The sequence below is a fragment of the Demequina pelophila genome, assembly GCF_000971175.1.
Classification (GTDB): domain Bacteria; phylum Actinomycetota; class Actinomycetes; order Actinomycetales; family Demequinaceae; genus Demequina; species Demequina pelophila.
Map to the genome: position 1 here is coordinate 13,381 of NZ_BBLY01000007.1, position 20,591 is coordinate 33,971.

A 20,591-nucleotide genomic window follows, 5' to 3' on the forward strand; every position below is an offset into this window, starting at 1 on the left:
CATGGCCGTCTTCGACTCGATCGTCAACGAGGGCGACTGGATCGGCGAGCACTTCCTCACCTCCGACGGCAAGGCTTCCTTCGCTGCGCAGGTGACCGCCCGCACCAAGGAGTGGAAGGACGCCGAGGACTCCCCTCTGTCCCGCTTCACCGCCGCGCGCGGCGCGCTCGAGAAGGCGCTCGTCGGCATCGGCCAGAGCGACCACCCCGCGCAGGACGAGGTCGACGCCCTCCACGAGGAGTACCTGCGCGTGCTCGGCTTCCGCGGCGCCGGCTACGCGATCGGGGACGATGCGCACGTCACCACCGTGGGTGTGCCAGGGCTTTCTGGTGCCGCACCGCTGGCGATCGTCTCCGCGCGCCCGGCCGATGCGGTCGAGGACCTCCGCGACAAGGAGCGCGTGGGGCTGTGGGAGCCTTTCGAGGGAACCGACGGCAAGCCGTCCTGGTCGCTCCCCGGCCGCGTCAGCAGCCGATTTTCTGGCGACGATGCGCCGCGCTTCGTCCTCGTCCTGGCCGGCAGGTGGGCGCTGGTCGCCGAGGCGGCCCGCTGGGCCGAGGGCCGCTACCTGGCCGTGGATCTGCAACTGGTCGCCGAGCGCAACGACGCCAAGAACGGCGGCGAGATCCTCACCGCGCTGACCATCCTCTCCGCCGAATCGCTCGCCCCGGACGCCGAGGGGCGCACCTGGTGGGAAACGGTGCTCGAGGAGTCCGTGAAGCACACCGTGGGCGTGAGCAAGGACCTCCGCGAGGGGGTGCGCCGCTCGATCGAGATCCTCGCGAACGAGGTGGTCGCCCGGCGCGCCGCACAGGGGCTGGAGCCACTTCCGCAGGCCGAGGCACAAGCGCTTGCCAAGCAGTCGCTGCGCTACATCTACCGAATCCTCTTCCTCCTGTACGCAGAGGCCTCCCCTGAGCTCGGCGTGCTGCCCGTCGGCGCGCCGGAGTACGACGCGGGCTACAGCCTCGACCGCCTACGCGAACTGGTGCTCCAGGAGATCACCACCGAGCAGGCGCAGCACGGCACGCACCTGCACGCCTCGCTCGACGTGCTCTTCCGGCTGGTCGACCGGGGCCACTCCCCCGCATCGTCCCGCAGCGAGGACGCCGTGACCGACTCGCTCACGTTCCGCAGCCTCCGTGCGGACCTTTTCCTCCCCCGAGCCGTCGCGTACCTCGACGAGGTGAAGCTCGGCAACGGCGCGCTCCAGCAGGTGCTCGAGCACCTGCTGCTGAGCAAGGAGAAGTCCAAGCGCGACCGCGGCTTCATCTCGTACGCGGAGCTGGGCATCAACCAGCTGGGTGCGGTGTACGAGGGCCTAATGTCGTACACCGGCTTCTTCGCGGAGGAGGACCTGTTCGAGGTCGCGAAGAACGGCGACTCGTCCAAGGGCTCGTGGGTGGTGCCGACCACCCGTTCCGAGGGCATCGCCGCGACAGATTTCGTCACCACCGAGGACCCCGAGACCGGCGAGAAGAAGCCCGTGATCCACGAGCGGGGCACGTTCGTGTTCCGCCTCGCGGGCCGGGAGCGCCAGCAGTCGGCGTCCTTCTACACGCCCGAGGTGCTCACTCGGTTCACCGTCTCGCAGGCACTCGCGGAGCTGCTCGATCAGGACGGCAAGACCACCACCGCCGAGGAGATCCTGCAGCTCACGGTGTGCGAGCCGGCGCTCGGCTCGGGCGCGTTCGCCATCGAGGCGACGCGCCAGCTCGCCGCGGAGTACCTCAAGCGGCGCCAGGCCGAACTCGGCGAGAGGATCGCCCCCGAGGAGTACCAGAGGGAACTCCAGCGGGTGAAGGCGTACATCGCGCTTCACAACGTGTACGGCGTGGACCTCAACGCGACGGCCGTCGAACTCGCGGAAATCTCGCTGTGGCTCGACACCATGGTCGAGGGCCTCGAGGCGCCGTGGTTCGGGCTTCACCTGCGCCGCGGCAACTCGCTCATCGGCGCGCGCAGCGCCGTCTACACGCGCGACACCATCAACGCCAAGGCGTGGCTCACCACGCCGCCCATCGACATCACGCTCGGTGAGCGGGAGTCGCATCAGATCTGGCACTTCCTGCTGCCCGCCGAGGGCTGGGGCGCCGTCGCCGATGCCAAGGAGGCGAAGGATCTCGCCCCCGACGCGGTCGCATCGCTCAAGGCGTGGCGCAGGTCCATCAAGGCCAAGCCGACCCGCAAGCAGCTGGACGACCTGGTGGAGCTCTCCTACCGCGTCGACACGCTGTGGAAGATGGCTGCGCGAAGGCTCGAGATCGCGAACGGGCAGGCACGGCGGCCGATCCCGGTGTGGGGTCGCGAGGACGATGCGCCGGCTGGGATCGTGTCGCGAGAGCAGATCGAGGAGTCGCTCGCCGACGCGAACAGCGCCTACCGCCGCGTCCGCGCGGTCATGGACGCCTGGTGCGCGCTATGGTTCTGGCCGCTCACCGCAGACGTGCCACCGCCCACCCTCGACGAGTGGATCGCCACCTGCTTCGCGCTCGTTGGGCGTGCACCCGAGGCCCGGAGCAGAAGCCGGCTCGGGGCGGACACGCTCGCGAGCGCGGGCTCGTGGGATGAACTCAACGATGCCGAGGCGACGGATCTCGGATTCGCGGGAGTGACCCGAGCACAGGACCTAACGGTGGCGCACCCCTGGCTCGACGTTGCCGCTGGCACCGCCGCGCGACAGGGTTTCTTCCACTGGCAGTTCGAGTTCAGCCCTGTGTTCACGGATGGTGGATTCAGCCTTCAGGTCGGTAACCCACCGTGGGTGAGGCCGACGCTCGATACCGACGCCTTGCTCGCTGAGGGCGACCCTTGGTGGCAACTCGCCAACAAGCCTGCCGAAGCCGCACGGATCGCAAAGAGAGACGCCACGCTCGCAGTTCCGGGCATGCGGGACCTTGTGCTCGATGCGACGGTTGAAGTTCTCAGCACCGCGAATTTCATCGGAAGCAGCGCCAACTACGCCGTTCTCTCCGGCCTGCAGCCGGACCTCTACCGATGCTTCATGGCGCAGACTTGGTCGCACATTGCAGGCGCTGGCGTAGCGGCGCTCATCCACCTTGAGTCGCATTTCACCGAGGAACGTGCCGGCCACCTTCGTGCTGAGACATACCGGCGCCTGCGGCGTCATTGGCAGTTCATCAATGAGCTCGAGTTGTTCGAAATCCAGCACCAGAAGATTTACGGCGTCAACGTGTACGGCGCCTCCACTGACACGCCTTCGTTCATTCAGGCGACGTGGCTCTACCACCCCGATACGGTCGATCGCTCATTCGGCCACGACGGTTCTGGCGCGGAGCCAGGTCTGAAGGACGACGAAGGCAATTGGGACCTGCGCCCGCATGCCTCTCGACTTGTCGTAGTCGGACCCGACATGCTCGAGACGTGGCACGGCGTGCTCGAGGAAGCCGGTACCCCGGTGCTCGAGACGCGAATGCTCTATACGGTGAACACGTCGGCGGCGAGGGTGCTCGACAAGCTCGCCGGCGCCCCAAGAATCCGTGGTCTCAAGTTGCGCTTCTCTCCGGGTTGGCATGAGAAGAACGATCGGGTAAAGGGTCGCTTCGTACAGGAGTGGGGCATGGCACCAACCTGGGATGACGCAATCCTGCAGGGCCCCCACATCTACGTCGGCAACCCTATCTACAAGGGGCCCAACGAAACGATGGCGCATCACTTGGACTGGACCTCAACGGACCTCGAGGCCCTGCCCGCCAACGCGATCCCTGTCACTTCCTACAAACCTGCGGGTGACCGGCGAGCATACGATGCCGAGTACACGCATTGGGACGACGACGGATCGACCAAGAGTGCGCGCGACTTCTATCGCATTGCCTGGCGCCGCATGGCAGCGAACACCGGTGAACGCACGCTGTTTCCAGCGCTCGTCCCCCCGGGCCCGGCGCTAATCCAGACAGTGGGATCAGCGGCCGCGCGCGAGATTCGCGAGACCCTCGTCGCTCTCGGGACCATGCAGAGCCTGATCGCGGACTTCGCTGTTAGAGCAGCGCCGAAGAACGACATCCTGTTCTCGACAGTCGAGCGTCTTCCCGTGGTGACCGGAGATCTCCGCTCCGAGATCGTCCGCCGAGTCCTCAAGCTGAATGCGATTACCTCCGCATACTCGAAGGCGTGGGAGATCGAAAATGCGATATTGGGCGCGTGGAATCCACAGGCGCCCGCACGGCGAGCCCTCGAACGCCGCCAACTCCAAGTCGAGATCGACGCCCTCGTCGCGCTCGGCCTGGGCGTCACCGCCGACGAACTCTGCACCGTCTATCGCACCCAGTTCGCTGTCCTGCGCAAATACGACCAAGAGAACCACTACGACTCCAACGGACGCCTCGTGCCCAACGAGGTGCTGAAGCTCTACAAGGCCAAGGGCGAGAACCTGACCGTAGAGGAGCGCACCGCGACCCACCCCGGTAGCGGCATCGACTACACCTACGAGTTCCCCTTCGTGGTCCCCGACCGGGAGAAGGATATGCGTGAGGCCTACGCGAAGTTCGAGGCCGAGTTCGGAGACGATCTGTGAGCGAGCTTCTCCCGTCCCTGCAGGCAAAGGAGATCCGCTCGGGCCTGCTCGAGTACCTCGCCACCACGTTCGCACTCACCGACGGCGACGCCCAGGCGGCGCTCAAGGACTTCCTCGAGAACGCATCGTCCGGCATCTTCAAGGGACCTTTCGTGCGCCTGCGCCTGCCGTTCCGCCCGGCCGAGCCGGGCTGGGAGGACGCGCTCGGCTGGGTACCTGACGGGTTCGTCCCGTACGGCCACCAGGCAGCGGCATTTGGGCGCCTTTCAAGCTCCCTCCACGCGCGCCCGCTGCCCACGCTCGTCACCACCGGCACCGGCTCCGGCAAGACCGAGGCGTTCCTCTTCCCGCTCCTGGACCACGCCCGCCGCATGCGCGCCGCCGGCCAGACCGGCATCAAGGCGCTGATCCTCTACCCGATGAACGCGCTCGCCAACGACCAGGCCAAGCGCCTCACCAAGCTCCTCACCAGCGACACCCGGCTCGCGGGCCTGACCGCCGCGATCTATACCGGCGAGGACTCCGGCCGCCGTACGGTGGTCTCCGAGAAGGGCCTCATCACCGACCGCGACGTGATCCGATCGTCGCCGCCGGACATCCTCCTCACCAACTACAAGATGCTCGACCAGCTGCTGCTCCGCGCCGCCGACCAGCCCCTCTGGTCCGCGAGCGCCGACAGCCTCCAGTACCTGGTCCTCGACGAGTTCCACACCTACGACGGCGCCCAGGGCACCGACGTCGCCATGCTCCTGCGCCGCCTCGGCCTCACCCTCCGCAGCCACCAAGGCGACGGCCTCTCCGAGGAGGACCTCGCGCGCCCGCTCGGTCGCATCACCCCTATCGCCACGTCCGCGACGCTCGGCGACAAGGGCGACCCCGGCGTCATGCTCGGCTTCGCGCACACCGTGTTCGGCGAGAAGTTCGGCGACGATGCCGTGGTCACCGAGTCCCGCATGACCTACGACGAGTGGGCCGCACGCCTCGGCGCCACCTCACCGGGCGTCGGCCTCGAGCCGCTCGCCCTCGACGCCGACGCGGTCGCCGCCGCGGTCCCCCGCTGGCGCGACGCCTCGGCCGCCCAGGACGCGGAGGGCCTCGCCCGCACCGCGCTGGCCGACCTGTGCCCCGGCGCGGACATCCCCACCGACCCGCGCGGCCTCGCCCGCACCGTCGCGGCGCTGCCGCTAGTCCGGGCGCTCACCGCCGCATCGGCCGACGCCACGTCCCTGACGGACCTGGCCGCCGCCGTGCTGCCGGAGAAGGACGCGGCCGCCCCGACCGCCGACTGGCAGTCCACCCGCGAGGAGTTCCTCCTCTACGTGCTCGCCGCGCTCAGCCACGTCCGCGCCGTCGCCGGCCCCGAGCGCCTCCCCATGCTCAACGTGGACCTGCACCTGTGGGTCCGCGAGCTCAGCCGCATCGACCGCCGCGCGGGTGCCACGCCCAGCTACCTGTGGACCGACGACGGCGCCATCGTCCACTCCGAGGACGCCGCCCTCGACGACACGATCGAGCGCCCCGCCTACCCCGCCGTCTTCTGCCGCCACTGCGGCCGCTCCGGCTGGGGCGTCACACTCGCCCCCACGGGCGCCGCGATCGACGACGACACCGCCTCGATCCGCCGCAAGCACATGGCCAAGGAGGCCCGCTTCCGCGCGCTGCTCTACGCGCCCTCCGAGGCCGACGCCTCCGAGCTCGCCGCCGAGCCCATCACCGGCCTCGCCTACTGGCGCATCAACGACCGCGAGCTCGCGTGGGCCGCGCCCGACGAGGACGACGAGGATCTCCGCGACGGCTGGGTCCTCCCCGTCCTCACCCAGACCGGGGACGATGCGGACGACGCCTCACTCAAGGACACCTGCCCCGCGTGCGGCACCAAGGACGCGATCCGCTTCCTCGGCTCTGCGATCGCGACCATGCTGTCCGTGTCCCTGTCCACGCTTTTCGGCAGCGCCGGGCTCGACCAGCACGAGAAGAAGGCCCTGGTCTTCACCGACTCCGTCCAGGACGCCGCCCACCGCGCCGGCTTCGTCGAGACACGCTCCCACTCCCTCACCGTCCGCTCGCTCCTCATGGACGCGGTGCCCGCGACGGGCTCGGTCAGCCTCGACGAACTCGCCGAGCGCATCATCCGCGACGCGGGGGACGATGCGGTGGCCAGGTATCGCATCCTCCCGCCCGACCTGGTGGACCACGAGGGCTTCGCGCCGTTCTGGCAGCAGAAGACCGCGGCCAAGGTCACCAAGCGCGTGCGCGACCGGGTCCAGAACCGGCTGCTGTTCGACGCGATCCTCGAGTTCGGCCTCCAGTCCCGCGTGGGTCGCACGCTCGAGCTCACCGGCTCGGTCGCGGCGCACGTGGACGCGGGCGGGATCGACAGGCTCGCGCGCATCGCCCGCAAGGCGATCGAGGGCGCGGACATCCAGGTGCTGGGCGAGGACTCGGACGCCGCGCTGGCCGCCTGGGTGCGCGGCGTGCTGGTGTACCTGCGCCAGCAGGGCGGCGTCCACCACCGCTGGCTCGACGGCTACATCGCCGAGGACGGCAACCGCTGGAAGATCTGGGGCGGCCGCCCCAAGAACGTGGGCATGCCCGCCTTCCCCAAGGGCCGCCCGGCGCCCGAGCTGCCGCGCGTGGGCTCCAGTCGTGCCGCCACCCGCAACTCGGAGTTCGTCAACGTCGCCAACGCGCAGTCCTGGTACGCGCGCTGGGCGCAGCGGGTGCTGGGAGTGCCGGGCCAGGCCGCCGCTTCGTTCGCCCGCGCGCTGTTCGTCGAGCTCGCGAAGGCCGATCTGGTCCTCGAGCACGCCGTCAAGGACTCCGGGGCGACCGTGTACTCGCTGGACCCGGGCATCGTCATGCTGTCGCGCATCGGCGACGACGACCTCGCCACCGGCGCCACCCTGCTCGCGTGCGACGTGTGCTCCAACGTGGTCCCCGGCGGCCGCGAGGCGGTCGCCCAGCTCGAGGGCGCCCCCTGCGTGGTCCTGCGCTGCCCGGGGTTCCTGGCGCGCAAGCCCTCCGAGCCCAACTTCTACCGCCGCTTCTACGGCGACGCGGCGATGCGGCGCATCGTCGCCCGCGAGCACACGTCGCTGCTCCAGGACAAGGTGCGCCTCGAGTTCGAGACCGGCTTCAAGGAGTCCGGCGAGCGCCCCGAGGCACCCAACGTGCTGGTCGCGACGCCCACGCTCGAGATGGGCATCGACATCGGCGACCTGTCGACGGTGTTCCTGTCCTCGCTCCCCCGCTCGGTCGCCTCGTACCTCCAGCGCGTGGGCCGCGCGGGCCGCCTCACCGGCAACGCGCTCAACCTCGCGTTCGTGACGGGCCGCGGCGAGCAGCTCCCGCGCCTGCAGGACCCGCTGTCCGTCATCAACGGCGAGGTCCGCCCGCCGGCGACCTACCTGGACGCCGAGGAGATCCTCCAGCGCCAGTACATCGCCCACCTGGTGGACACGCTCGCGCGCGACACCTCCCTGGCGCACCCGACCGAGGCGTCGAAGGTCATGGCCTCGTCGGAGCCGGGGACGTTCCTGGGCGACCTCATCGCCTTCGCAGAGGACGATGCGCGGGGCCACGTCACGCGGTTCCTCGCCAGCTTCGATTCGCTCGCCGAGTCCACGCGCGAGGCGCTGCTCGCCTGGGCCGTGCCCGTGGCGGGCGAGGGCTCGAGCGGCGTCGCGGAGCTGGTGTTTGGGGCCTCGCGCCGGTGGGCGACGACGCTCGCTGAACTCGAATACCGGCGCAAGGCCATCGAAGACGAGATCCCACGTCTGCGTGACAAAGCCAAGATGCCCGCCGCGACCGAGGACGAGAAACGCGACGCGCGGAGCGCGGAGGGCTCGCTCAAACTCGTGAAGTCGCAACTCGCGGACATGAAGTCGAAGTGGTGGGTCGGCGTGCTCGAGGAGTACGGGATCCTGCCCAACTACACGCTGCTGGACGACTCGGTAGAACTTGCGATCGCGCTCAACTGGGTGGACGACGAGGGCAACTTCGAGTCCGAGCCCATGTCCTACGCGCGCGGGTCTCGGACGGCGCTGAGCGAGTTCGCGCCGGGCGCGACGTTCTACGCGGGCGGCCTCGAGATCGTCATCGACGCGGTCGAGCTGGGGACCGAGGGCGACAGCATTCGCGCCCTCGCGCTGTGCGGCGCATGCGGGTACACCAAGGACGTCACCGAGGGCGGCTCGGTCACGGTGTGCCCGCGCTGCGGCGACAGGCAGATCGCCGACGTCAGTCAGCGACTCGAGGTGCTCGAGTTCACGCGCGCCTCGGCCGAGGTCAAGCGCGACGAGCAGCGCATCTCCGATCGCCGCGACGACCGCGAGCGCGCCCGATTCCACGTGGTCACCGCGCCTGACATCGACCCCACGTTCGAGCGGGGCTCCTGGTACGTGCAGAACTACGACTTCGGCGCCCGCTACTTCTCCAAGCTCAGCATCACGTGGCTCAACCTGGGCCGCGCGGACCAGCAGGCCAATAGCCTGATGATCGCCGGCGAGGAGCGGCAGGCGCCGCTGTTCCCGCTGTGCGAGGGCTGCGGCAAGAAGGACAACACCGCGGGCACCAACAACCCGTGGGACCACCGGACGTGGTGCCGCCACCGCAACGCCACGAAGGAGCGCACCCTCAAGGTCGCGCTCACGCGGACGCTCAGCACCCAGGGCGTGCTGCTGCGGCTGCCACTCGCGGTCACCGTGGGCGACTCGTTCGCCGTGCCGAGCCTGAAGGCCGCGGTGCTGCTGGGCCTGCGCGAGGAGTTCGGCGGCGCGCCCGATCACATCGACGTCGTGGTCTCCGTCGACCCGCAGCCCAGCGACGCGGACGGGACTCCCGCCCAGGCGCTGCTGCTCCACGACGTGGTCCCCGGCGGCACCGGGTACTTGGCCGATCTCACCGACCCCGACAAGGTGTGGAGCCTGCTGCGGCGGGCCTGGGCCGTGCTCGCGAACTGCGAGTGCCGCGAAACCGACAAGCTCGCGTGCCACCGCTGCCTGCTGCCGTTCGCGCGCTCCGGCGAGGTGACGCACGTGTCGCGGGCGCTCGCCGAGCGCCACCTCGCGGACATCCTGTTCGCCGGCTCCGCCGAGGGCGCGGAGCCGCCCGCCACCCGACTCTGGAACGTGACCGAGCAGCCGCCGGTGGTTGTCGATATCGAGAGCCACCTGGAGCAGGCGTTCCGCGCGGTGCTGCAGGAGGCGCTGACCAAGGCGGGAGCCAAGGTCTCGTCGAAGCCTGGCCCGAACGGGACGCGCATCCAGGCGTCCTTCCCGGGCCAGCCGCTGCGGTGGACCATCGACCCGCAGGAGAAGATGGGCGGGGTCATGCCCGACTTCCTGCTGTGGTCGGACACCGGCGCGGACGAGCACAAGATCGCCATCTTCACGGACGGGCACCGGTGGCATGCGACACCGTCGGTGAACCGGATCGCCGATGACGCCCGCAAGCGCGCCATGCTGCGCGACAAGGGCATCCGGGTGCTGGCCGTGACCGCGGCGGACCTCGAGGAGTGGCGCCGCGGCACCATCGAGCCACCGGCGTGGATGGATCCCGGGATTACCCAGCACCTCATGGCGCAGGCTCAGGCTCGTTTCGGCCCCTCGGATGTGGCATCGGCGGCAAGCGGGCCGCTGTCATTCCTCGTCGAATGGATGCGATCACCTCGCCCCGACGAACTGCGATCGCTGGCGGACCAAGCGGCGTATTACTTCCTCAACCCCGCTCAGGTGCGCTTTGTCCCCGAGCCTGGGTCCTCGCTCGAAACCATCGCTGCGCGGGCTATTCGCGACGGGGAGCATCCTGCCTCCGCCGCGCAGCCGCGCGCATGGCTGTGGCGCTCCGGCCCACTGGTGCTCACCGCAGAGGTGCTCTCAAACGGCGGGTCCAGCGTTGCGCTCGTGCTCGACGACTCGGACGACGCCGTCGCCGATTCCTCCCACAAGGTCGCCTGGCAGGAATGGCTGCGGCTGGCGAACCTGTTCGGGCTGCGCAACCACTCCACCGTCATCACGGCGCTCAGCGAGGTGGAGTCCACGAAGGCGTCAGGCGGGTCGGTCCTCGAGCCCGAAGCGGAGAAGGCGCTGCTCTCCCCCGAGTGGGAGGAGCTGCGCGACCTGGCCGAGACGGACGCCGAGCGCAGCCTCATCGAGGAGCTCGCCACCGCATCGGCCCCCGTGGCGTTGCCCGAGCAGGGCCGCGAGGTCGGAGACGGCACTCCCCTGGCGCTGTCCTGGCCCGACCGCAAGGTGGTGGTGGACCTCGACCTGGACCCAGCCGTCGCATCGTCCCTCGCGAGCGAGGACTGGACCGTCGTGCCCGCTACGCTCGCGTCCATCACCGCCGCGCTCACGGCGTAGTCAAGGAGAGTCATGCCGCTGCTCGAGATGATGAACCCCAAGGAGAAGCTCGAGAAGGACCTGAAGGTCAAGGTCTTCGACTTCCTGGGCAAGCTTCAGGAGAGCGACGCAATCCCCGGGCTGCACATCGAGCCGCTCAACAACGTGGCGGACCCCCGCGTGCGCACCGGGCGCGTCGACATCCAGTACCGGGCGGTGCTGTTCAAGCTCGACCTCAAGGTGGGCGTGAAGTACGTCTACGTGGGCACCTGGAACCACGACGACGCGATCAAGCGGGCGCAGCGGATGCGCCTGTCGGTGAACGCGGTCGGCGGGTTCACGGAGATCGTCGAGGAGGAGCCGGAGGCTGCTTCGGTTGTTGTTGACGGCGGGGCCGGCCCTTTCGGCGGAGCCGCGGCTCCCGCGCTGTCCCAGCTCGAGCAGTGGGGCTTCACCGCCGCGGACCTGACCGGCAGGCTGGGCCTCTCGGCGTCGCTCGCCACGGCCGCGATGGCCGCGCCCGACAAGGAGGCGCTGCTCGAGATCGCCGTGCGGGACGGCGGCTGGCAGGGCGAGGCGCTCATGTACCTGCACGACGGCCTGAGCCTCGACGACATCCGCGCCAAGTTCAGCCTCGACGAGCCGGTGGAGCAGGACCCGGAGGACTCCGAGGACGAGCGGATCGAGAAGGGCTTCGAGCACCCGACCGCGCGGGCGCAGTTCACGTTCGTGGGCGACCAGGACGAGCTGCAGAAGGCGATCGAGGCCACCGACTTCGGCGCGTGGCGCGTGTTCCTCCACCCCGACCAGCGCAAGTACGCGACCAAGCACTACAACGGCGCGTTCCGCCTGTCCGGCGGCGCCGGCACGGGCAAGACCGTGGTGCTGGTGCACCGCGCGCGGGAGCTGTGGAAGGCGAACCCGGACGCGCGCATCGTGCTCACGACGTACACCAAGAACCTCGCGGACATGCTGGCGTCCAACGTGCGGCAACTGGATCCGGAGGTGCCGCTGGCCTCGGCTCTCGGGGAGCCGGGCGTGTACGTCACCAACGTCGACGCGCTGATCGCGCGGGTGCTCAAGGGCGCCGGGCTGGGAGTCGCGGCGGCGTCGGAGGCGGTCCTCGGGCTGCCGGTCACGCACGTCAGCAACCGCACGGCGAACGATGCGTGGCAGGCCGCGATCGACGCGGCCGGGTCCGCGCTGCCGGACGAACTCAAGACGCCGGGATTCTTCGCCGCCGAGTACTCGATGGTGGTGCTGCCGTCGCGTATTTCGAACCGGGCTGAGTACTTCTCTGTGGCGCGCCCGGGGCGCGGCGTGGCGCTCAACCGGGCGGCGCGCGCGAAGGTGTGGGCGGTGATCGAGGCGTACCGCGCATCGGCCAACATCGACGGCGCGATCGACTACGAGGAGGCGGCCGCGATCGCGGCTTCACATGTGTCGCTGGCCGGGGGCGACGCGCGCCTCGCCGATCATGTGCTGGTCGACGAGGGCCAGGACCTGACGCCGGCGCGCTGGCAGTTCCTGCGGGCGCTGGCGCCGGAGGGTCCGGACGACCTCTTCATCGCGGAGGACTCGCACCAGCGCATCTACGGCCAGAAGGTGGTGCTGGGGCGGTACGGGATCCGGATCGTGGGCCGCTCACAGCGGCTGACGCTGAACTACCGGACCACGGAGCAGAACCTGCAGTGGGCGGTCAGTGTGCTGTCGGGGGCGGAGTACTCGGACGTCGAGGGGGCCGAGGAGTCGACGGCGGGCTACCACTCCGCGCGGCTGGGGCCGGTGCCGGAGTTGGTGTCCTGCTCCTCCGTGACCGAGGAGTACGACGCGGTGGCGTCTCGGCTGCTTGCGTGGCTCGACGAGGACGGGGTCGCGCCCGAATCGCTCGCGGTGCTGGTGCGGGACAAGGCGACGCAGGCCCGGCTGGCGACGGCGCTGGGCGACCGCGGCGTGACCGTGCAGCAGGTGGACCGCGGGTCGATCCGCGCCGGCCACCCGTCCGTGCTCACGATGCACCGCGCGAAGGGCACGGAGTTCGCGCGCGTGGTGCTGGCGGGGGTCTCTGCGGGGGCTGTGCCGGCGGCCATGCGGTCCGAGCAGTACTCGTCGGATTCGGAGGCGGACGCGCTGCTGCGCGAGCGTTCGCTGCTCTACGTCGCGGCGACGAGGGCGAGGGATGTGCTCGTGGTGACGTGGGCGGGGGCAAAGAGTTCGCTGCTCGACGCCGCCGAGCGTGAGGCGTGAACGCGGATTGGTCCACGGAGCGGAAGTCGCCGTCCTCGCCACGATCGTAGGTAGTCACCGCTCGCAAGCATGCCGCGCAATCTTCAGAAGAAGTCGGCAACCCCCTGTGGGAGCGGTGCCCACGTATCAGTGGCTCTCCACAGCCCCCAGAACGCGACTGAGCGCCGCAGCGAGCATCGCGCGCCGCTCATTGAAGAAGCGCTCGAAGTCGTCCGCCGACGACGGGAGCACTGGCAGAAGGTTTCGTGCGCGGTAGGCCTCGAGATCCGACCCCGTAGCGAAATACGAGCCGGCCCAGGACGCCGGATCGGAATCAGACTTCGAGATGTTCAGCAGGCCCTCCAACAGTTGCAGGTTGGGAAGTTGATCTCTCATGGCCTCGACTCGAGCCAAGTCTTGCTCGGGGACGCCCGCCGACCTCAACGCCTTTCGCGACAGCAGCGCAGCCGGGTAGACGTGGTCAACGTGGTGGACGTTGCGGGTATCGACGTGGTCGAAGATGGTGGCCAACAAGGCGAAAGTGCCGCGGGATCCATAGTTGCGGGCAAGCAGCTCCTCGATTCGGTCAGGCGTGGCCTGAAGCGGCTTGCCCCGAGCCGCCATGCGGCGCTCAAGTTCGGCGACCGGGAATTCGCGGTCGCCATGGGTCCGAAGCCCGTCGCGAAGGTCTCGCAGCAGCGAGTCGAGCCCGGAGCCCCAAACGCCAGAGGCCACGAGAGATCTCAGGACCCAACGCTTCATCGCGAGGCGATCGCCACTCTCTGCAGGCGCTTCGCGGTACTTCTGAGTGAGGCCTCGACGGTGGACGTAGTACGCGAGTGGAATGAGCACGCTATCGGCGGTAAGTGTCGACTCCGAGAGCCCAAAGTCAGCTAGCAGCCCTGTTGCCACTTCGAGAGACTCGGCGATGCGGTCCCAATGCTCGTCAAGGAGCGCCATGTTCTCAGCCGTGAAGTTCTTGACCTTGAAGCTGAAGTCCGAGACGTCGGCGAGGAGCAATCCGGCCTTCAGCACCAAGTCCTTGCTGATGTTGAACCCGGGATCCGTGGCATTGAGACGGTCGACGAGCCCGTGAACGGCCTCCCGAGCGTCGCGCTCCTTCCACTGCGCCGTCGCCACCGACAGCAAGAGGTCGCTGTACGACAAGACGGTGCCGCCTGAGTTGACGCGAATGAATATGTCCAGCACTCGCTCGATGTCTTGCTCGGTCTCCTGGTAGAAGTTCACGAGGTTGTCGCCATGAAGGACCTGCCAAAGCTGACCAAGTCGCTTGCCAACCATCTGTTCGTTTCCGAGGCCAGCCTGCGACGCCAGCCCAAACACGTCGAAGGGCTGTTCCGCTTCGTAGACCCGATGAACGGGGAACCAGTACCGCCGCTCGGACTCGTCCATCGCAGCGAGCGCCTCGCTCGTATGGAATCGGAAGTCGTATACGAGGCCATCGTCGTTGTGTTCGGCCTCGCGTCCTGCATGGAGGTAGAGCCTCCGTGCGGGATAGGCGCCTGGATCTCCGTAGCGGCCCCACTTGCGCCGAGAGGCGTAGGAACCCCGAAGTCCGATGTTGAGCGAGGTGAGCCTCTGCTGTCCGTCCAGGACCGCGACGGCCGACTGGCCCGCGACAACGTCGACACCGGGATTGTGCCGGTTCGTGAGTTCATTGTAGTCCTTCATGAACCCGTAGAACCGGAACTGCCGAACGGTATCGGGCTCCACCTTCCAGGACAGGAAACTGCCGATCGGGTAGCCGCGCATGAGGGAGTCGAATAGACGCGTGATCTGTCCTGGCTTCCAGACGTATTCACGCTGGATTGCGGGAAGAATCAACTCCTGCTTTTGGATCATGGTCAGCGTGGACGCGATGGTTGTCGTCGGCAGGTAGCCCATGAGGGGCGATTCTACTTCACTTGGTCGAACGCAATAGCGATGGCGGGGCTGCTCAGGCTTTGGTGGACACCGTGGTGTGGCCGGGGATCGGCCCCGTCTAGCTTCCCCAAGGCTGGCGCTAAACGCAGAGAAGCCCCGATGAGAAGACCCGGATGTCCCGGCCGGGTTCCGGCGTCGAGCGCTTGGCCCGCTCGCGGAGTAGACGCCGGGGATAGCCCATCGTCATCAGGTCCGTTTGATGAGTCGACGCCGCGCGAACGTATTCGCGAGCAGTATTTCGCGTTCCTCGACGCGCGGGCGCAGATGTTGGACGAGCACATGCGCGCGCGTACCGGATCGGCTCTGGTCGGCACTCACAAGCACTAGCGAGCTGGGAGGGCTGGTCCGTCGAACCTCCGGGACGTCCATCCCGGAGGTTCGCGGCGGCGCCGCCCTACTCAACCAGCGACGTGGACCATCCGGACTCGAGTTGGGGTAGCGCGAGACCAGACGGCAGATGCTTGCCAAGCGAGTTCTTCTCCTCGCTCGGCATCGAGATTCGGCTCTGCACCAACGCAAGGAACGCGAGCACCCCGCCGGCCGCGACAATCGACTGCGGAAACTCCCACACGAGATTGCGATCCTTGGTGATCACGTCGACGTCGATGCGCTCCTTGGGCGGAGCGTCGTGGAGCCTCACATATCGCACGTCGCCATTGCCGATCTCGTGCTCGAAACTCCCGTACTTGTCGAAGTCACCGCGCTTGGCCACAAGAATTCGCTCGTCGGTGATGGCGATCAACGAGTCCCCGGTATCCCGCTCCCGGCCCTGCACCAGTTCCTTCGCATACGCAATCGCTTCGAGCTTCTCCCCTCGCCGCAGGGACCACCCGATCACCGGCAGGACGTGGTCAGCGATCGGCTCCGACCCAACGCAGGCTGTCGTGGGCATCTTCGCCTCTACCTTGGGCTCACCCAAGTGCGCACCCAGTTGCTCCAGCACGTCGACAAGTCGACCTGCAATCTGTGCCGCCGCTTTTGCGTCGCTGCCCTTTCCGAAGATCGGGAGTGTGCGGCCGCCTGGGAGCGCCGCGATGATGCTGACCTCGCGATGCACGTCGTCAAGGAGTTCGCCAAGGGTCTGCACCGAGCGGTCGAATTCCGCACGGGCTTCAGCCACGAGTCGCTCGACGAGCGCGCCGTTGGTGCCGTCGGGGTCTGGCCTGCCCCGCACGTTGCTGACGCGCAGAGCCTGGTACTGAAACCATGCGTTGTGCGCGACGATCAGCGAGTGTGCGTCGTGCGCGAGCGCCTGGCCACTGTTTTGCAGGTAGTCGCGGCGCTTCTGGTGATCACGGGTCGACTTGAGGAACTCCGCGTGGCCAGCGACCAGTGTCTTGAAGAGATCTCGCTGCGTCTCGAGTTCCGCCTCCTTGCCCCTGATGTTCTCCCAGACCGCGTCACTCGCGGTTCCGACATGCATCGCCTCGTCAACAGCCTTCGAGACAGCACGCTGGAGCCCGTGGAGTTCCGCCCACTGTTCCGCGCGGATGGTGCCCAGCAGTTCCCGGGTGGCAGCGAGGTTCTGCTCGACCAGGCCGGAAATCTGGTTGAGCTGCATCTGCATCGCGGCCATGGCGATGGCTGGTCCGGCCGCGGCCACAATCGAAGCCGTGGTCGCGCCCGCCGCAGGCGCCCACCGCACCTGGGTCGCGAACTTTCCGCTCTGTGCGGTCAGCACGCCCAAGTTGTACGAGCCATCCTTCACAACGTTGGCACCCGTCGCGAGCGCGCGCATCGTCTCCGGGGCAAGGCGCACCAGCCCCTGGGCTTGCATCGCGGCATTCACGCCCTGCGCTGCAACGTTGGCCGCACCAGTCGCCTGTGCGACTGCAGCCCCGATCGCCTGTTGGTCGGATTGCGGGACAAAGGTGAGCGGAGTGAGTTCAAATCCTTCGGGCGGCACGCCGAACACCAGTGCCGTCCCGGGCGCGATCTCTACAAGGCTGGTCGCGGGCTCGTGGCCCCCAGTCTCCCTGTCGTCAGCCATGGCTTGTGCCTTTCCTTGCACGGTGGGCGTTTTGAGCCACCCTAGCGTCGGTGACCTCGGTGTCGCGCTGTCCGTGGCACTCGACTCTGCGTGAGATTCGCCACGGGACTTGACCTCCCAGCCGTGCGGCCGCAACCGATCGATATCAGTACGCATGTGCCGGGGTGCGCGTCAGCGCGTCACTCAACAAGGATGACAGTCGCGACCCACCGCGACGGCCGATGCGCACGTGAGATCCGCCACGCGGCCGCCTGCTCAGGCGGCCTCACCCCCGCGCACCGCGGCCTCCGCCAGCGCCACCAACTCCTCCGCTCCGAGCCCGAGGTGCCCGTGCACCAGCTCGCGCCAACCCGCCGGGATCGCCTCGACCCCGCACAGCGCCCCCGCGAGCGCGCCGGCGATCGCCGCGACCGTGTCCGTGTCGTTGTGGATCCGCACGCACTCCTCGACCACCCGGAGGAACGCCTCGGCCGTGTGCGTCGCCGGGTCGTCGAGCGCGATCCCGGCGGCACAGATCGCGGCATACGCGGCCTGGACGGCGTGGACCACCCAGCCGTTGGCGTCGAACGAGTCCGGATCCGCGCCGTCTGCCTCCGCGAGCAACGCACCCCAGCGCGCGCCGGCCTCTTCGCCTACCGCGGCCAGCGCATCGTCCAGGCGCACCCGCCCGTCGCGGACGGCCAGGTGGATCAGCACGCTCCACAGGGCGGCGCCGTCGCGAGCATCGGCCTCCCAGTGCGTGAGCGCGGCGATGCCGCGCGCGGCCGCCACGACTCGCGCGACCCCGTCCGCCTCACCCAGATACGCGAGCCCCACCGGGCCTGTCCTCATGACCGAGCCGTTGCCGGCGCTGCGCCCCTTGCTCTCGTGGACGGCGAGGGCGGAGTCACGGGCGGCCGCCGCATCGTCCCCCCGCATCCCCCGGAACACCTCCGAGGTCTGGATGCCCACGTCCTTGGCGTCGCGTGCCCAGTCGCGCCAATCGCGAACAACGCGGTCCTGCGCCTCGGTGCCGGCGAGGTCGAGCCCGTCGGCGGCGGCGCGGAGGATCGGGACGGCCATGGCGGTGTCGTCGGTCCACTCCCCCGGCTCCCAGGTGTGGCTGCCCACCATGTCCGCGGCGGTTCCGGCGAGCGTCAGGTGGGGACGCGCGGGGCCGAACTCGTACGGCGCTCCCACCGCATCTGCGACGGCGGAGCCAAGAATGGCGCCGGCGGCGCGGCGGGTCAGGTCGACGGTGCTCGCGGTCATGGAAGTCCCCTTCGATCGAAAGATAGCGCACAATCGCGCCAATTGACATGTTAGCGCAATCTTGCGATATTGAGGCCGTGACCGAGTATCGCGACTCCGCCGGCAAGACGCTGACCGACTACCCGCGCCCCTCCATCGCGGTCGACACCGCGGTGCTGACCGTGGTCGACGGCACGCTCACCGTCGTCCTGGTCGAGGACGGCCGGGACGACGCGGCGGGCACGCGCCGCCTACCCGGCACCTTCCTCCACCCCGGCGAGACCCTGGCCGATGCGGTGCGCCGCTCCCTCGCGGACAAGGCCGGGCTGGGCGGACTCGCCCCCAAGCAGCTCCACGTGTTCGACGCGCTCGACCGCGACGACCGCGGCTGGGTGCTCTCGGTCGCCCACCTCGTCGCAGTGCCGGTCGGCTCGTTGGGCGAGCCGCGCATCGTCCCGGTGGCCGAGGTCGGGCCGCTGGCGTACGACCACGCGGAAATCCTGGCGCTGGCGGTCGCGCGGCTGCGCGCGGACTACGCGTCGCGGCCGGACCCGTGGGGGCTGCTCGGGGACTCGCCGTTCACGCTGCTGGAGCTCGAGCGGCTGCACCGTGCCGTCGATCCCGGCCGACGCGAGTCGAAGGACACGTTCCGCCGGCTCATGGAGCCGCAGCTGACCGATACGGGCGAGACGCGGTCCGGGACGGTCGGGAAGCCTGCCAGACTCTTCATCCACCCCTCACCAGGAGGCCGCTCATGACCGACCCTCACGACTACCTCGCTGCCAAGTCTCGCCAGTACACCTGTGGCTCTTGCGGCTGGACAGGGCTCGGTGGAGATCTGGCGGTCATTGAGGCGTTCGCGGAGCTCGCCGAGTATGGGTGCCCCCGCTGCGACAGCAAGGTCGCGGTGCTGGCATTCCCCCTCAGGAGCGAGATCGAGGCCGCGGCCGACCGCGGAGACAAGGCGGCTTGGTCCATGCTCCGGCGAGCCGCTGACGCGGACGCACACGCAGCCCGTGTCAAAGCCTCACGGGAGCGGCCGCTCCAGCTGCCCGACCCAACCGAGGGCCACGGAGTGCACGCGTCCCTCGAGTTGGAACAGCAGGCAAACCACGATGCAATGCTCGTGCTGCTCGTCAACGGCGTCGAGGTCCGGCGCGAGGTCGCCGCATTTGAGAGCACCGAGCCGGCGCACCGCCTGCTGCAGGCACTGAAGGACCACTACGGCAACGACCTGCTCTCCTTCGACCCGTGGCCGGCGACGCTCTACCTCCTCGGAGACCGCCTGAACGGAGCCTCCGAACTCGAGAAGATGGTCGCCGACCTGCCGCAACGCGACGGTGGCCGGCGGTAGGCCAATCGGCCTCGCCGGTGCGGCGGTTCGGTTGCCTGCTCACGCAGGTGTAGACCAGCGTGCAACATGGCCCTGCACGCACCAGGGCGCTGCAAGCCGCTGGCGTCCTCGCGGTCGTGGACGCCCCGGTGGACTCACCGGGCATTGACGCATGTGCCGGGCGCGTCTGTACTAGAGACGTACATCATGCCCATAGGAGGACCTCCATGGCCGAGACGAAGGCGCGCATCAACATGCGGGTGAGCGAGCAGAACCTCGCGATCATCCGGGACGCGGCCGCAGCGAACGGCCAGGACATGACGTCCTTCGTGCTCGGCGCGGCGCTCGAGCGAGCCCGCGCGGTGCTGATCGAGTCCCACGTCATTCGGATCACCCCAGCCGAGATGGAGCGTCTCGAATCGGCCCTCGACGCGGAGCCGCGGGAGATCCCCGCGTTGCGGGAGCTGCTGAGCCGGCCGGCGATCGCGGTCGGACCGCGACCGTGACGCGGCGATGGCCGTGGGGACGAGCGGCTTCACATGCAGAGGCGCCGGAGACGATTGAGCGCAAGGACTTCGTCATCGCGCCGGTGCAGTACTACGCGGCTCGCGCCCGCGTGAAGGCCGATCGCATCCTCGGCTACGAGATCCCGATAAACGTCCTCGCCGCCGCCTCCGCCCGCCCCGACAAGCCAGTCAATTTCGATCACGGCGACGTCCACCTGGTGGTTCGGGTGGTGAGAGACGGCGCGACGGAGAGCACGGGGGCCTGACAACGGTCGGTCCGAGGAAAGCAGACAGCCTTCACAAAAACCTAGATCGAGCGAGCAGCTTTCGCGCGACCGAGGCGCGTGAAGGGACGGGCGCCTTGCCGAGCGAGCGCCACCGGCCATCCCCCGGCCTCGCTCGATCACCGCATCGTCCCCGATTCCCCCGCCTCCCGGCCGCATCGCCTGCCCACTGAGGGACCACAAACGCGGGAGGCTTTGGCATC

At 68.8% G+C, this 20,591-nt stretch carries 10 protein-coding genes; 7 read left to right on the forward strand and 3 right to left on the reverse strand.

Features of this window, described 5'->3' with window-relative positions:
* Window position 1: 1 nt before the first annotated feature.
* Genes AOM03_RS10635 through AOM03_RS10645 form a run of 3 tightly spaced genes read left to right on the forward strand, consistent with a single transcriptional unit; the run spans window position 2 to window position 13,122 of the window.
* On the forward strand, window positions 2-4,534 hold the full coding sequence (locus AOM03_RS10635; protein WP_062381188.1) for a DNA methyltransferase: 4,533 nt from the start codon (window positions 2-4) through the stop codon (window positions 4,532-4,534).
* Window positions 4,531-10,896, forward strand: a complete 6,366-nt coding sequence (locus tag AOM03_RS10640; protein ID WP_062381190.1) for a DEAD/DEAH box helicase — start codon at window positions 4,531-4,533, stop codon at window positions 10,894-10,896. The genes AOM03_RS10635 and AOM03_RS10640 overlap by 4 nt, the downstream gene beginning before the upstream one ends.
* Window positions 10,897-10,908: 12 nt before the next feature.
* Complete coding sequence (locus AOM03_RS10645; protein ID WP_062381193.1) at window positions 10,909-13,122, forward strand: 3'-5' exonuclease; 2,214 nt, start codon at window positions 10,909-10,911, stop codon at window positions 13,120-13,122.
* A gap of 126 nt (window positions 13,123-13,248) precedes the next feature.
* Here the strand turns inward: AOM03_RS10645 and AOM03_RS10650 are convergent, their stop codons facing one another.
* The 3 genes from AOM03_RS10650 to AOM03_RS10660 all read right to left on the reverse strand — a co-directional run bounded on the left by AOM03_RS10650 (window position 13,249) and on the right by AOM03_RS10660 (window position 18,286).
* Complete coding sequence (locus tag AOM03_RS10650) at window positions 13,249-15,006, reverse strand: DUF262 domain-containing protein (protein ID WP_062381195.1); 1,758 nt, start codon at window positions 15,004-15,006, stop codon at window positions 13,249-13,251.
* Window positions 15,007-15,439: 433 nt separating this feature from the next.
* On the reverse strand, window positions 15,440-17,035 hold the full coding sequence (locus AOM03_RS10655; RefSeq protein ID WP_062381197.1) for a hypothetical protein: 1,596 nt from the start codon (window positions 17,033-17,035) through the stop codon (window positions 15,440-15,442).
* Between the two features lie 255 nt (window positions 17,036-17,290).
* Entirely contained in the window at window positions 17,291-18,286 is a 996-nt protein-coding gene (locus tag AOM03_RS10660; RefSeq protein WP_062381199.1) for an ADP-ribosylglycohydrolase family protein, read from the reverse strand.
* A 77-nt stretch (window positions 18,287-18,363) separates the two neighbouring features.
* Here AOM03_RS10660 and AOM03_RS10665 point away from each other — a divergent pair, with 77 nt between their 5' ends.
* From AOM03_RS10665 to AOM03_RS10680, 4 genes are all read left to right on the forward strand, one after another.
* The gene (locus tag AOM03_RS10665; RefSeq protein WP_227589972.1) at window positions 18,364-19,023 is read left to right on the forward strand and encodes an NUDIX hydrolase; all 660 of its coding nucleotides are present in this window, start codon (window positions 18,364-18,366) and stop codon (window positions 19,021-19,023) included.
* A complete protein-coding gene (locus tag AOM03_RS10670; protein ID WP_062381202.1) occupies window positions 19,020-19,619 on the forward strand; it encodes a hypothetical protein in 600 nt (199 codons plus the stop codon). The genes AOM03_RS10665 and AOM03_RS10670 overlap by 4 nt, the downstream gene beginning before the upstream one ends.
* Window positions 19,620-19,825: 206 nt before the next feature.
* Window positions 19,826-20,104, forward strand: coding sequence for a type II toxin-antitoxin system TacA family antitoxin (locus AOM03_RS10675; protein WP_062381204.1), 279 nt, complete (start codon window positions 19,826-19,828; stop codon window positions 20,102-20,104).
* A complete protein-coding gene (locus AOM03_RS10680) occupies window positions 20,101-20,370 on the forward strand; it encodes a hypothetical protein (RefSeq protein ID WP_156157723.1) in 270 nt (89 codons plus the stop codon). The genes AOM03_RS10675 and AOM03_RS10680 overlap by 4 nt, the downstream gene beginning before the upstream one ends.
* Window positions 20,371-20,591 lie beyond the last annotated feature (221 nt).